This window comes from Streptomyces sp. NPDC048277, assembly GCF_040652235.1.
In the GTDB taxonomy this organism is placed as follows: domain Bacteria; phylum Actinomycetota; class Actinomycetes; order Streptomycetales; family Streptomycetaceae; genus Streptomyces.
On record NZ_JBEZLQ010000014.1, the window covers coordinates 201446 to 215443 of the forward strand.

Consider the following 13998-nt stretch of genomic DNA (forward strand, 5'->3'; position numbering starts at 1 on the left):
GATCCGGGAGATCTAGAGGTATGGCCCGCCGGAGCGGCCGGCCGGACCGTGCTCGTCGCCCTCGTGGCCGACGCCCGGCGGCAGCGCGCGCCGCATCTGCTCCAGCTGGGCGCGGGCGGCCATCTGCTGGGCGAACAGGGTCGTCTGGATCCCGTGGAAGAGCCCCTCCAGCCAGCCCACCAACTGGGCCTGCGCGATCCGCAGTTCCGCGTCGGACGGCGTGCTGTTCTCGGTGAAGGGCAGTGAGAGCCGCTCCAGCTCCTCCACCAGCTCCGGCGCCAGACCGTCCTCCAGCTCCTTCACGGAGCTGGCGTGGATCTCCTTGAGCCGGACCCGGCTGGCCTCGTCGAGGGGAGCCGCGCGCACCTCCTCCAGCAGCTGCTTGATCATGCTGCCGATCCGCATGACCTTGGCGGGCTGTTCCACCATCTCCGTCACCGGGATCTCGCGGGAGTCCTCGTCCCCGTTGCCGCCACCGAGCGCCATCCCGTCCTGGCCCACGACCAGGATCTGCGGATTCTCGGGCGACCGTTCGTTCCTCGGCATCTCCATGCCGCCATTCTCTCGCACCCGTACACCTCACCACCGTGGTGCCCCCCATAGGGACTGATCCACCTTTTCGATCCGCCCCGGACGGGCAGTAACCCCATCGGTCGAATCAGAAATGCCGGTTTTTCCATGGAATGTGAGGCTGGTATGCGCCGGCTTCGACGACTGTGCTCCGGGAGGTCACCGACGTGACTCCAAGGCTGCGACTCACTCCAGGCGGTGTGCGTTTCGGGCTCGTCCGTCTGCTGCTCGTCCTCGCGACGGTCCTGCTGCCGTCCGGCACAGCCGTCGCGTACGACCCCGAGCCCCTGCCCTCGGACTCTTCGAGCGCCTCGGTCACCCCCGAGCCGTCCCGGGCCGGAACCCTGGCCGGTGAGGGCCGGGCGCGGCCGGGACGGCCCCAGGGGCCCGAGGTGAAGGTCGAGGGGCAGGACGGGGACGACCAGGACGAGGAGACGGCGACGGAGCCGGAGGACACCGACGACGAGAGCCCGGCCGCCGCCTCCGCGCAGCCGCCCCGGCCGTCCCGGGAGGCCGGGGCGGTGCCGCCCACCGCGCCCCAGCAGATACCGACCGCCCACCAGGCCGTCGCCCACAGCCAGGACGACACCAGCGAGCCGGTGCTGCACATCCTTCCGCTGGGCAGCGGCCTGGTGCTGATCGGCCTCGGCCTCGGCCTCGCCTTCGTCGGCCTGCGGGTACGGCGGAGCTGAAGGACGCCGGTCTGCCGGTGCGGCGGAGCTAAGGGGCGACGAGGAGGACCTTGCCGATGTGTTCGCTCGCCTCCACCGCCCGCTGTGCCTGTGCCGCCTCCGCCATCGGCAGCTCCCGGTCGACGACCGGACGGACATGGCCGCCCGCGATCAGCGGCCACACATGTTCCCGCACCGCCGCGACGATGGCCGCCTTCTCGGCGAGCGGACGGGCGCGCAGCGAGGTCGCGCTGATCGCGGCCCGCTTGCCGAGCAGCGCGCCGATGTTCAACTCGCCCTTGACCCCGCCCTGCATGCCGATGATCGCGAGCCGCCCGTTGACGGCGAGGGCCTGCACGTTCCGGTCCAGGTACTTGGCGCCCATGTTGTCGAGGATGACATCGGCGCCCGCACCGTCGGTCGCCTGTTTCACCTCGGCGACGAAGTCCTGCTCGCGGTAGTTGACGAGGATGTCCGCGCCGATCCCGGCGCAGAAGTCCAGCTTCTCCTTCGTCCCGGCGGTGACCGCGACCTTGGCGCCGATGGCCTTGCCCAGCTGGATCGCCATGGTGCCGATGCCGCTGGAGCCGCCGTGCACGAGCAGCGTCTCGCCCGGGCGCAGATGGGAGATCATGAAGACGTTCGACCAGACCGTGCACACCACCTCGGGCAGCGCGGCGGCCTGCTTGAGGGCCACGCCCTCGGGCACCGGCAGCAGCTGCCCGGCCGGGACGGCGACCTTCTGGGCATAGCCGCCACCCGCGAGCAGCGCGCACACCTCGTCGCCGACCGACCAGCCGGAGACACCGGGGCCGAGCGCGGCGATCCGCCCGGAGCACTCCAGACCGGGATACGCGGACGCGCCCGGCGGCGGGTCGTAGAAGCCCTGCCGTTGCATGATGTCGGCGCGGTTGACGGCGCTGGCCACCACCTCGACCAGCACCTCGCCCTCGCCGGGCACGGGATCGGGGACCTCGTCCCACACCAGCGCCTCGGGCCCACCAGGTTCGGGAATCGTGATCGCATGCATGGGGCCGACGCTACTCTCCGACCCGCCGCGGTCCGGGGCAGGGCCCGGCGGTGACGCGGGCGGTCCCCCGGTCAGGCGCGGGGCAGCGGCCGGATGTCCGGGGCGATGTGGTTGCCCGGCGACGCCCGCACGATGGTGATCAGCCGGTCCGTCGACTGGATGGTCCCGACCGCCGGATCGTCGTACCCGAGCACCCGGTGTCCGCGCAGGACGCTCACCACCAGGTCGGCCGTCTCACGGGGCGTCTTGCCGACCTCGGCCTTGACCACCGGGCGTTCGACGAGGTCGAGGCCGCTGCCCTGCTGGATCAGGTCCTCTATGACCATGCCGGCGGCGGGGCTGAGCACGGACAGGCCCAGGAGCCGTCCGGCCGCGCTGGCACTGGTGATGACGGCGTCGGCACCGGACTGCTTGAGCAGCGGCGCGTTCTCCTCCTCACGGACCGCGGCCACGATCTTCGCGGCCTTGTTGAGCTGGCGGGCCGTCAGGGTGACCAGGACGGCGGTGTCATCGCGCTGGGTCGCGATGATGATCTGCCGCGCCCGCTGCACCTCGGCCCGCCTGAGCACATCGCTGCGTGTCGCATCGCCCATGACGCCCGCGTACCCGTCGGCGGTGGCCGCGTCGATCACCCTGGAGCTGGGGTCGACCACCACGACCTGCTCTTTCTTCAGTCCGGTCGCACAGACGGTCTGTATCGCCGACCGCCCCTTCGTCCCGAACCCGACGACGACGGTGTGATCGCGCAACGCGGACCTCCAGCGGTTCAGGCGCCATTCCTCCCGGGTGCGTTCGGTGAGGACCTCGAGCGTGGTGCCGACCAGGATGATCAGGAACAGCACGCGCAGGGGCGTGATGACGAAGATGTTGGTGAGCCGGGCGCCGTCACTGACCGGGGTGATGTCGCCGTAACCGGTGGTGGAGAGGGTGACGGTCGCGTAGTAGAAGGCGTCGAGGAGATCGATGGAGCGGTCGGAGGTGTCGTTGTAGCCGTCACGGTCGGCGTAGACGATCAACGCGGTGGCGACCAGCACCAGCAGGGCCATGGCCAGCCGTTTGGCGACCTGGCGGATCGGTCGCTCCACCACTTTCGTCGGGAGTTTCACCCGCTGGGTCACCAGATGCTCGTCCGCCTGGCGGGCGATGGCGTCATGGCCCGGAAGTTTCACGTGAAACACACCCCGATGCCCGCCGCCGCCCACGGCAGGTCGAGGAGTTCCGTCTCCTCACCCCGCTGCGCCCCGCCCGGCGGTACGACCGCGAGCGCGTCGGCGGCGGCGATCCCCCGCAGCATCGCCGGGCCGTTGTAGTGCAGCGGGATCGCCCGGTCGCCGCGCAGGACGACGGGGATGAGCCGGGTGTCGTACGGATGCCCGTGCGTCGTCTCCGCCAGCGGCAGTGCGTACGGCTCCGGGGCCGGGTGCGCGGCGAGGGTGCGCAGCAGGGGTTCGGCGAGGGTGAGCAGGCCGGAGACGGCGGCGAGGGGGTTGCCGGGGAGGCCGACGAGGTGCTGGTTCTGCTTGGTGCGGGCCAGCAGCATGGGGTGACCGGGGCGCACCTTGACGCCGTCGACGAGGAGTTCGGCGCCGATGCGTTCCAGGGTGGGGTGGACGTGGTCGACCGGGCCGGAGGCGGTGCCGCCCGTGGTGACGACGAGATCGGCGGTCGCCGAGGTGATCGCCTTGTACAGCGCCTTGGCGTCGTCGCCGAGCCGGCGTACGGCGGTCACCTCGGCGCCGAGGGCGCGCAGCCAGGGCGGCAGCATCGGGCCGAGCGCGTCGCGGATGAGCCCTTCGCGCGGGAGTCCTTCGGTGAGCAACTCGTCGCCCAGGACCAGGACTTCGGCGCGGGGCCGGGGGACGGCGGTGAGGGTGTCGTACCCGGCCGCCGCGGCGAGGCCGAGGACGGCCGGGGTGACCAGGGTGCCGACGGGCAGCAACTGGTCGCCGGTACGGCACTCCTGGCCGCGCGGGCGGATGTCCTGGCCGTGGGCCGTCGCACGGGTGGGGTGCAGTCGGCCCTGGGTGTCGAGGCGCCCATGCTCGCTGCGGAGTACGGCGGTGGTGTCCGCCGGGATACGGGCGCCGGTGGCGATCCGGACCGCCTCGCCGTCGGTGAGCGGCTCGGGCTGTGCGTGCCCGGCCAGCACACCCCGCTCGCGCACCTCCCAGGGGCCGGGGCCCGCGACCGCCCAGCCGTCCATCGCCGAGGTGTCGAAGGAGGGCAGGTCGGTGAGCGCGTCCAGCGGGGCGGCGAGGGTCAGGCCGAGGGCGTCGGCCAGTGGCACGGAGACGGGAGCTCGGCGGACACCCGAGCGGGCGGCTCGGGCGGCGATCTCGCGGGCCCGGGGCCAGGAGGTGGCGCGGTGGCGATGGGCCGACGGGTCGCCTGGGGCGGCGTCCGCGCGGGGCTCTGCGGGCTCCCTGGGCTCTCTGGGCTCTCTGGGCTCTCTCACGAGGGCGAGCGCCTCCTCGACGTCGAGATCGTCGTCGGTGTCCGCGGCGGTGGCGCCGGCCCGGATTCCGGGGGCGGTCACCGGCCGGGCCCGGGGTCGGGACTGTCGGAGCCCGGCTTCCCGGCCGCCTCTTCCTCCCAGCGCAGGGCCAGCGCGACCGCCTTGCGGGCCGCCTCCGCGACCGCCTCGGGGCCGCCCTTGCCCTGTGCGGCCGCGTAGCCGACGAGGAAGGTGGTCAGCGGGGCGGCCGGACGGGCCACGCCGTGCGCGGCGTCCCGGGCCAGGTCGAGCAGGACGCCGGTGTCGACGTCCAGGTCGATGCCCAGCTCGTCCTTGACTGCGGAGATCCATTCATCCAACACGTGTCCATGCTCCCTGATGCGTGCCCTGGCGTCGGCGATGTCGTCCCAGGTGTCGCAGTCGAAGGACGCGAGGGGGTCCGGGACGCGGGTGAGGTCGAGAGCGGCGGTCAGGCGCCGCAGGGGGAGGCCGGCAAGGCCGCGGTCGCCTTCGGCGAGGGCCGACAGTGCGTGGCGCAGCGGTGCGGTGCGGTAGGCCGCGACGAGGGGTTGGTCCCGGCCGTCGGCGTCGGTGAGCAGCGCGGCGTCCGTGCCGGTCGTGTGCAGGGCCGACAACAGGCGCGCCACCGTTGCCTCTTCGAGGAACGGGAGGTCCCCGGAGAGTACGACCGCGCAGTCGGCGGTGGTGTGGCGCAGGCCGGCGTCGAGGGCGGCGACCGGGCCGCCGCCCGGGGGGTCCTCGCGGGTCCAGTGGACCGGGCGGGAGGTGGGGCGGGGGGCGGCTACGACGACGGTTCGCTGTGCGCCGGCGCAGGCCGCGAGGACGCGGTCCAGGAGGGGGCGGCCGCCGACTCTGACGGATGGTTTGTCCACTCCGCCCAGTCGCCTTGCGGCGCCGCCTGCCAGCACGATCGCGTCGTAGGGCTGCGGCTTGCTGTCGGTCACCTTTCGAGTATGGGGGGCGTTCTGATCACGGGGAACAGGCGGTGGTGTGACGCCTGAGGGGGCGGGACTGTGTGTCCGTGCGCGAGTGCGGGTGGTGTGTGGTTGGTCGCGCCCACGCGGCGGAGCCGCATATCGATACAGCCCCGCGCCCCTGACGGGGCCCTACGGCTAGAGCGTCCTTAGAAGTACCGTCGGGTTCTCTACGCAGTCGGCCACGTATCGCAGGAATCCGCCCGCCGTGCCGCCGTCGCAGACTCTGTGGTCGAAGGTCAGGGACAGCTGGACCACCTGGCGGACCGCCAGTTCGCCCTCGTGGACCCATGGCTTCGGGGTGATGCGGCCCACTCCCAGCATCGCCGCCTCGGGGTGGTTGATGATCGGGGTGGAGCCGTCGACGCCGAAGACGCCGTAGTTGTTCAACGTGAAGGTGCCGCCGGTGAGTTCCGCGGGGGTCAGGGTTCCGTTGTGGGCCGCCTCCGTCAGACGGGCGAACTCCGCCGTCAGGGACTCGGCGTCGCGGACGTGGGCGTCGCGGACGACAGGGACGACCAGGCCCCGGTCGGTCTGGGCGGCGAAGCCCAGGTGGACGTGGTCGAGCTGGACGATCTCGCGGGCCTCGACGTCGACGTAGGAGTTCAGCTCGGGGTGGCGGGCCAGGGCGGCCGTGCAGATCCGGGCGAGAAGCGCGAGGAGGGAGATCTTCGGGCCCGCCGCCGCGTTCATCGCGGTCCGCGCGCGCATCAGCTCGGTCGCGTCGGCGTCCACCCAGCAGGTCGCGTCGGGGATCTCCCGGCGGCTGCGGGAGAGCTTGTCGGCGACCGCGCCCCGGATGCCCTTGAGGGGTGTGCGGGTGCCCGTGGGCTTGGGCGGTGCGGTCTTGGCGGTCGGGCGGGCCGCGTCGGCGCGCAGGGCGTCCTCGACGTCGGCGCGGAGGATGAGCCCTTCGGGGCCCGAGCCCTCCAGCCGGCGCAGGTCCAGGCCGTTCTCGCGGGCGAGGCGGCGCACCAGCGGGGAGATCACCGGGACCGGGCCGTCGGTGAGCGGGGCGGGTGACACAGGCGGTGTGGGCACGTGCGCGTGGGCTGCCGGTTCCGCCACGGCGACCTGGGGCGCCCGTTCCGCTTCGGTGCCGCGGCCGGCCGTGCCGTTGGCCCGCTCCGTGGCGGAGGTACGGACTCGGCGGCGGCGCGCCGGAGGCGTCCCCGTGCCGTACCCCACCAGGACGTTGCCGGAGCCCTCCGGTTCGGGGAGCGTGGTCGCTTCGCCGACGGCGACCGTCAGCAGCGGGGCGCCGACGGGCAGTTCGGTGCCCTCCTCGCCGAAGCGGGCGGTGACCACACCGCCGTAGGGGCAGGGGACCTCGACCATCGCCTTGGCCGTCTCGACCTCGACGACCGGCTGGTCGATCGCGACGACCTCGCCGACCTGGACCAGCCAGGTGACGATCACCGCCTCGGTGAGCCCCTCCCCGAGGTCGGGCAGTTTGAACTCCAGCACCTGTGCCATCAGCCCTCGGCCTCCCACTGCAGACGCGCCACCGCGTCCAGGATGCGGTCGACGCCGGGCAGGTGGTGGCGCTCCAGCATCGGCGGCGGGTAGGGGATGTCGAACCCGGCCACGCGCAGCACCGGCGCCTCCAGGTGGTGGAAGCAGCGCTCCGTGACCCGGGCCGCGATCTCCCCTCCCGGTCCGCCGAACCCGCCCGACTCGTGTACGACGACCGCTCGCCCGGTGCGCCGTACCGAGGCGCAGACCGTCTCGTCGTCGAACGGCACCAGGGAGCGCAGGTCGACGACTTCGAGGTCCCAGCCCTCCGCCTGGGCGGCCTCGGCGGCTTCGAGGCAGACCGGTACGGACGGGCCGTAGGTGATGAGCGTGGCGCTGCGCCCCGTGCGGCGCACCACCGCGCGGCCGATGGGTTCAACGTCCGTCGGATGCTCGGGGTTCCAGGAGTCCTTGGACCAGTACAGCCGTTTGGGTTCGAGGAAGACGACCGGGTCGTCGGAGGCGATGGAGCCGCGCAGGAGGCCGTAGGCGTCGGCGACGGTGGCGGGGGTGACCACGTGCAGGCCGGGGGTGGCCATGTAGTAGGCCTCGGAGGAGTCGCTGTGGTGCTCGACACCGCCGATGCCGCCGCCGTAGGGGACGCGGACGGTGATCGGGAGGGGCATCCTGCCGCGGGTGCGGTTGCGCATCCGGGAGACATGGCTGATGAGCTGCTCGAAGGCGGGATAGGCGAAGGCGTCGAACTGCATCTCCACGACCGGGCGCAGCCCGTACATGGCCATGCCGACGGCGGTGCCGAGGATGCCGGCCTCGGCGAGGGGGGTGTCGGTGCAGCGCGTCTCGCCGAACTCCTTGGCGAGGCCGTCGGTGACCCGGAAGACCCCGCCGAGGGTGCCGACGTCCTCGCCCATGACATGCACGGTGGGGTCGGCGGTCATCGCGTCGCGCAGCGCGCGGGTGAGGGCCTGGGCCATGGTGGCGGGCTTGACGGCGACGGTCGTCATCGGTGGCCGCCTTCCCGGTGGTCGTCCTGCTCGGCTTCCAGCTCGGCCCGCAGCAGAGCGCGCTGTTCGCGCAGTTGCGTGGTGGTCTCGGCGTAGACCTGGTCGAAGAGGTCCATGGGGTCGAGTTCCGGGTCGCGGTTCATGCGTTCGCGCAGGTCCGCGGCCATGGTCTCGGCGTCCTCGCGCGCGTTGCGGACGGTGTCCTCGTCGAGCAGCCCGCGGTCGGTCAACTCGCGCTCCAGCAGCAGGATCGGGTCGTGGTCGCGCCAGGCCTCGACCTCGGCGTCGTCGCGGTAGCGGCTGGCGTCGTCGGCGTTGGTGTGGGCCTCGACGCGGTAGGTCACCGCCTCGACGAGGGTGGGGCCGCCGCCCTCGCGCGCGTGCCGTACGGCATCGCTGAGGACCTCGTGCACGGCGGCCGCGTCGTTGCCGTCGACCAGGCGGCCCGGCATGCCGTACCCGACGGCCTTGTGGGCCAGGGAGGGGGCGGCGGTCTGTTTGGCGAGCGGGACGGAGATGGCGAAGCCGTTGTTCTGGACCAGGAAGACGACCGGGGCCTGCCAGACGGCGGCGAAGTTCAGGGCCTCGTGGAAGTCGCCCTCGCTGGTGCCGCCGTCGCCGACCATGGCGAGGGCGACCACGTCGTCGCCTTGGAGGCGGGCGGCGTGGGCGAGGCCGACGGCGTGCGGGAGCTGGGTGGCGAGGGGGGTGGAGAGCGGGGCCACACGGTGGGCGTAGGGGTCGTAGCCGGTGTGCCAGTCACCGCGCAGCAGGGTGAGCGCCTCGACGGGGTCCACGCCGCGGGCGATCACCGCGAGGGTGTCGCGGTAGCTGGGGAAGAGCCAGTCGCGCTCCTGGAGGGCGAGCGCGGCGGCGACCTCGCAGGCCTCCTGGCCGGTGCTGGAGGGGTAGACGGCGAGCCGACCCTGCTTGGTGAGGGCGGTGGCCTGTGCGTTGTACCTGCGGCCGCGCACGAGCTGGGTGTACAGCCTGCGCAGCAGTTCCGGGTCGGCCTTGGCGGCCGCCGCCGTTCCGAGGACGCGGTACGGGCGCTCGTCGGGCAGCAGCGGCGCGGGGTCCGTCCGGGGCTGCCAGGCGGGCGGCGGCGACGGACGGTATGCGTCGCGCTGCTCCATGACCGTCATGACGGCACCTCCTCATGGGGGTACGGGAGACGGATCGGGCTGTGACCCGTCCCACCTACCGATTGTTCGGTAGGTGGCACATTTTGGCTACAGGCGGCATCAGGCTGTGGACAAACGGTTCTCCACAACCTGGAATGAACGCAGTACGTCCATGGCAGGAAGGCGGGGGGACATGGCTCCTGAACAAATGGCCGAGGGCCCGCAGGATCGGGCCGCGCTGCCGCCCGCGCGCCCGCTGGACGCCATTGATCAGGACATCCTGCAGATCCTCCAGGCGGACGGCCGGGCGTCGATACGGGCGGTGGCCGAACGCGTCCATGTCTCGCGCGCCAACGCCTACGCACGCATCAACCGTCTCATCGAGGACGGGGTGATCCGCGGTTTCGGCGCCCGGGTGGACCACGAGCGGGCGGGCCAGGGCACCTCGGCGTACATCACGCTGAAGATCGTCCAGAACACCTGGCGCACGGTCCGCGAGCAGCTGCGCCAGCTGCCCGGCGCCTCCCACATCGCCCTGGTGGGGGGAGATTTCGACGTCCTGCTCCTGGTGCACACGCCCGACAACAAGGCGCTGCGGGAGCTGGTGCTGACCCGGCTCCAGGCGATCCCCGAGGTGCTCAGCACCCGCACGCTGCTGGTGTTCGAGGAGGAGGACCTGGAACCGGACAACAACTGACGTCAGTGCGCGCGCAGGCCCGTGAAGGCCAGCCGCACCACGGCGTCGGCGACCTCGCGTCCGCTCGCGCCGTGCCCGTCCGGGCGGTACCACTCCACGACGGAGTTGACCATGCCGAAGACCAGCCGGGTCGCGAGCCGCACCTCGACATCGCCCCTTATGTCGCCCTCGGCGGCCGCGGCCTTCAGCAACTCGGCCACCCGGTGGTCGAAGTCCCGGCGCCGCTCCAGCGCCCACCGCTCGGTGTCGGTGTTGCCGCGCACCCGCAGCAGCAACGTCACATAGGGCAGTTCGGCGATCAGCACCTCGACCATGCGCCGTACGACGTACTCCAGGCGGTCGGCGGCGGAGCCCACGCACGCGTGCTCCTCGTCGAGGATCCCGAAGACACCGTCCAGCGCCCTGCTGACCGCGCGGCGCAGCAGTTCCTCCTTGCCGGTGACGTGGTGGTAGATCGACGACTTGGAGATGCCGGCCGCCCTGGAGAGGTGCTCCATGGAGGTGCCGTCGTAACCGCGCTCGTTGAAGACCTGGACGGCCACCGAGAGCAGCGTCTCGGGGGTGTAGGTGTCGCGCTTGGCGGTGGTCATGAGGCGCCCTCCCGCTTCTCGGTGGCGTAGGCGTGGCGGTAGAGCGCGAGGGAGGGGGCGTAACGGCCGCTCGGATCACGCAGGTGCAGGTCGTCGAGGAGGTCGTAGGCGAAGTCACGGCCGAGGCGGCGGCTCCACTCGAAGGGGCCGAGCGGGTAGTTGACGCCCAGGTGCATCGCGGTGTCGATGTCCTCCTCGGTGGCGACGCCCTTGGCGACCGCGTCGTGCGCCAGGTCGACGATCCGGGCGACCGTGCGGGCGACGATCATGCCGGGCACGTCGCCGATGACACTGACCTGCTTGCCGAGCGCCTGGAAGAGACCGACGGCCTCGCCCAGGGTCTGCGGCAGGGTGTCGTGGCCTGCGGACAGGGCGATGCGGGTGGCCCGGCGGTAGTCGAGGGCGAGGTCGAAGTAGACGACGTCCCGGAACTCGACGGAGGTCTGGCCGTCGGCGAGCACCAGCTGGCCGCCGCTGGGCAGGACGAGGCGGGTGCCGTGGTCCTCGTCCTCCTCGCGGATCTGGATGCCCGCCTCGCGGATCAGCGCGAGCAGCTCGGCCGCCGGGCCCAGGCCGCCCTCGGCGACGACGTAGGCGGGCGGCTGGGCCGGCTCGGCGGTGTGCGGCTCGGGGCGCTCCTCGCCGTCCTCGTAGTCGTACCAGCCGTGCCCGGTCTTGCGGCCGAGACGGCCGGACTCGACCAGCCGGCGCTGGGCCAGGGAGGGCGCGAAGCGGACGTCCTGGAAGAAGGCCTGCCACACGGAGTGCGTGACCGCCTCGTTGACGTCCTGGCCGATCAGGTCGGTCAGCTCGAAGGCGCCCATCCGGAAGCCGCCGCTCTCGCGCAGTACCGCGTCGATGGTGGCCGGGTCGGCGGCCTGCGCCTCGTAGACCGCGAACGCCTCGGCGTAGAAGGGCCGCGCGATGCGGTTGACGATGAAGCCGGGGGTGTCCGCGCTGGCGACCGGTGTCTTGCCCCAGGCACGGGCGGTCTCGTACGCGCGCGTGGCCGACGTGACGTCGGTGGCGAACCCGGAGACCACCTCGACCAGCGGCATCAGCGGGGCCGGGTTGAAGAAGTGCAGACCCACGAGACGGGAGGCGCCGCGCAGGCCGCCGCCGATGGCGGTGACCGACAGGGAGGAGGTGTTGGTGGCGAACAGACAGTCCTCGCCGACGATGTCCTCCAGCGCGCGGAACAGCTCCTGCTTGGCCTCCAGACGCTCCAGGACGGCCTCCACGACCAGTGCGCAGTCCGCGAGGTCCGTGAGCTCCTCGGCGGGCCGCAGCCGTGCGCGGGCCGCGTCCCGGGCGGCCGCCGTCATCCGGTCCTTCTCCACGAGCCGGTCGAGACGGGCGCCGATCGCCGCGGCCGCGTCCTGGGCCCGCCCGGGGACGGTGTCGTACAGCCGTACGACATGGCCCGCGACGAGTGCGACCTGGGCGATGCCCTGGCCCATGGTGCCGGCGCCGGCGACGCCCACGGGGCTGTTGAGGTCGAGTGCTGTCATGTGCGCGATCCTCCCGCACGGGGTTTTCCACAGATACGGCAGGCCCCCTTGTCCCGACCGATCGTTCGGTTACTCTAACTCTGTCCGGTTGTTCCTGCCCAGGTCATGAGCTCGAAGGGGAGCTCATCAGACGAGGAGTTGGTCCCGCATGACCGCCGAACTCACCGTGCACGAGCTGATCGCCAAGCACCGGCCCACGCTTGACCAGGCGCTGGAGGCGATCCGCACGCGCGCGTACTGGTCACCCCACCCCGAGCACCCCAAGGCCTACGGCGAGCACGGCAGCCTGGACGCGGCGGCGGGCAAGGCCGCCTTCGACGCCCTTCTCGGCGGCCGTGTCGACCTGGACCAGCCCGGCACCGACGACTGGGTCGGCGGCGAGACCTCCCCGTACGGCATCGACCTGGGCGTGACCTACCCGCACGCCGACGTGGACACGCTTCTTCCCGCCATGCGGGCCGGGCAGCGCGCGTGGCGCGACGCGGGCGCGGAGGCGCGCGCGGTGGTGTGTCTGGAGATCCTCAAGCGGATCAGCGACCGGACGCACGAGTTCGCGCACGCGGTCATGCACACCAGCGGCCAGGCGTTCATGATGGCGTTCCAGGCGGGCGGCCCGCACGCCCAGGACCGCGGTCTGGAGGCGGTGGCGTACGCGTACGTGGAGCAGGTCCGCACGCCCGACACGGCCGAGTGGACCAAGCCGCAGGGCAAGCGCGACCCGCTCGCCCTGACGAAGGCGTTCAAGCCGGTCCCGCGCGGGATCGCGCTGCTCATCGGCTGCAACACCTTCCCGACGTGGAACGGCTACCCGGGTCTGTTCGCCTCCCTCGCCACGGGCAACGCGGTCCTGGTGAAGCCGCACCCGCGCGCGGTGCTGCCGCTCGCCCTCACCGTCCAGGTCGCCCGCCAGGTCCTCGCCGAGGCCGGCTTCGACCCCAACCTGGTGGCGCTGACGGCGGAACGCCCCGGAGAGGGCATCGCCAAGACGCTCGCCACCCGCCCGGAAATCAAGATCATCGACTACACCGGTTCCACCGCCTTCGGCGACTGGCTGGAGGCGAACGCCCGGCAGGCGCAGGTCTACACGGAGAAGGCCGGCGTCAACTCGGTGCTGGTCGAGTCCACCGACAACTACAAGGGCATGCTCTCCAACCTGGCGTTCTCGCTGTCCCTGTACAGCGGCCAGATGTGCACGACCCCGCAGAACCTGCTGATCCCCCGCGACGGCATCCGCACCGACGAAGGGCCGAAGACGTACGACGAGGTGGTCGCCGATCTCGCCCGCGCGGTCGACGGTCTGCTCGGCGACGACGCCCGCGCGAACGCGCTGCTCGGCGCGATCGTCAACCCCGACGTCAAGGCCCGCCTGGAGGCTGCCGCCGGGCTCGGCGAGGTCGCCCTCGCGTCCCGGGAGATCGCCAATCCCGAGTTCCCGGACGCGGTCGTCCGCACGCCGGTGATCGTGAAGCTGGACGGGGCCAAGCCGGACGACGAGGCGGCCTACATGAGCGAGTGCTTCGGCCCGGTGTCCTTCGCGGTCGCCGCCGACTCGGCCGCCGAGGCGACGGAGCTGCTGCGGCGGACGATCCGGGAGAAGGGTGCGATGACGGTCGGTGCGTACACCGTGGACGCGGACGTGGAGCGCGCCGTGGAGGAGGTCTGCCTGGAGGAGGCGGCGCAGCTGTCGCTGAACCTGGTGGGCGGGGTGTATGTGAACCAGACGGCGGCGTTCTCGGACTTCCACGGCTCGGGCGGCAACCCGGCGGCGAACGCGGCGCTGTGCGACGGGGCGTTCGTGGCGAACCGGTTCCGGGTGATCGAGGTACGCAGGGAGGCGTAAGAGCGGCCCTTCACTGCGGGTGCGTGGGGGCTGGT

General features: G+C 72.2%; 13 protein-coding genes. 3 read left to right on the forward strand and 10 right to left on the reverse strand.

Annotated features, from left to right (window positions below; all coding sequences use genetic code 11):
* Window positions 1–12: 12 nt before the first annotated feature.
* A complete protein-coding gene (locus AB0D85_RS29090; RefSeq protein WP_123975662.1) occupies window positions 13–552 on the reverse strand; it encodes a bacterial proteasome activator family protein in 540 nt (179 codons plus the stop codon).
* 218 nt (window positions 553–770) lie between these two features.
* Here AB0D85_RS29090 and AB0D85_RS29095 point away from each other — a divergent pair, with 218 nt between their 5' ends.
* Window positions 771–1262, forward strand: a complete 492-nt coding sequence (locus AB0D85_RS29095) for a hypothetical protein (RefSeq protein WP_362326385.1) — start codon at window positions 771–773, stop codon at window positions 1260–1262.
* A 28-nt stretch (window positions 1263–1290) separates the two neighbouring features.
* On the opposite strand, the gene AB0D85_RS29100 is transcribed toward AB0D85_RS29095, so the two are convergent.
* The 7 genes from AB0D85_RS29100 to pdhA form a co-directional block, all read right to left on the reverse strand.
* Window positions 1291–2271: an NAD(P)H-quinone oxidoreductase gene (locus AB0D85_RS29100; protein WP_362326388.1), complete on the reverse strand. Its 981-nt coding sequence runs from the start codon at window positions 2269–2271 to the stop codon at window positions 1291–1293.
* 71 nt (window positions 2272–2342) lie between these two features.
* Window positions 2343–3440 (reverse strand): potassium channel family protein, encoded by a 1098-nt coding sequence (locus AB0D85_RS29105; RefSeq protein ID WP_362326391.1) that lies wholly within the window; start codon window positions 3438–3440, stop codon window positions 2343–2345.
* Entirely contained in the window at window positions 3437–4807 is a 1371-nt protein-coding gene (locus AB0D85_RS29110) for a molybdopterin molybdotransferase MoeA (protein ID WP_362326394.1), read from the reverse strand. The genes AB0D85_RS29105 and AB0D85_RS29110 overlap by 4 nt, the downstream gene beginning before the upstream one ends.
* Entirely contained in the window at window positions 4804–5691 is an 888-nt protein-coding gene (locus tag AB0D85_RS29115; protein WP_362326397.1) for an NTP transferase domain-containing protein, read from the reverse strand. Before AB0D85_RS29115 ends, AB0D85_RS29110 begins: the two co-directional genes overlap by 4 nt.
* 168 nt (window positions 5692–5859) lie before the next feature.
* Window positions 5860–7197, reverse strand: coding sequence for a dihydrolipoamide acetyltransferase family protein (locus AB0D85_RS29120; RefSeq protein ID WP_362326400.1), 1338 nt, complete (start codon window positions 7195–7197; stop codon window positions 5860–5862).
* Window positions 7197–8201 (reverse strand): alpha-ketoacid dehydrogenase subunit beta, encoded by a 1005-nt coding sequence (locus AB0D85_RS29125; protein ID WP_362326404.1) that lies wholly within the window; start codon window positions 8199–8201, stop codon window positions 7197–7199. Before AB0D85_RS29125 ends, AB0D85_RS29120 begins: the two co-directional genes overlap by 1 nt.
* The gene (pdhA, locus tag AB0D85_RS29130) at window positions 8198–9346 is read right to left on the reverse strand and encodes a pyruvate dehydrogenase (acetyl-transferring) E1 component subunit alpha (RefSeq protein ID WP_362326407.1); all 1149 of its coding nucleotides are present in this window, start codon (window positions 9344–9346) and stop codon (window positions 8198–8200) included. The genes AB0D85_RS29125 and pdhA overlap by 4 nt, the downstream gene beginning before the upstream one ends.
* A 187-nt stretch (window positions 9347–9533) precedes the next feature.
* Between pdhA and AB0D85_RS29135 the strand changes: the two genes are divergently transcribed.
* Window positions 9534–10022 (forward strand): Lrp/AsnC family transcriptional regulator, encoded by a 489-nt coding sequence (locus AB0D85_RS29135; protein ID WP_362326711.1) that lies wholly within the window; start codon window positions 9534–9536, stop codon window positions 10020–10022.
* Window positions 10023–10024: 2 nt separating this feature from the next.
* Here AB0D85_RS29135 and AB0D85_RS29140 read toward each other — a convergent pair whose 3' ends face one another.
* Entirely contained in the window at window positions 10025–10612 is a 588-nt protein-coding gene (locus AB0D85_RS29140; protein WP_362326410.1) for a TetR/AcrR family transcriptional regulator, read from the reverse strand.
* Window positions 10609–12123, reverse strand: a complete 1515-nt coding sequence (locus AB0D85_RS29145) for a 3-hydroxyacyl-CoA dehydrogenase (RefSeq protein ID WP_362326413.1) — start codon at window positions 12121–12123, stop codon at window positions 10609–10611. Before AB0D85_RS29145 ends, AB0D85_RS29140 begins: the two co-directional genes overlap by 4 nt.
* A 148-nt stretch (window positions 12124–12271) precedes the next feature.
* On the opposite strand from AB0D85_RS29145, the gene paaN reads away from it, so the two are divergent.
* Window positions 12272–13963: a phenylacetic acid degradation protein PaaN gene (gene paaN, locus AB0D85_RS29150; protein ID WP_362326416.1), complete on the forward strand. Its 1692-nt coding sequence runs from the start codon at window positions 12272–12274 to the stop codon at window positions 13961–13963.
* Window positions 13964–13998 lie beyond the last annotated feature (35 nt).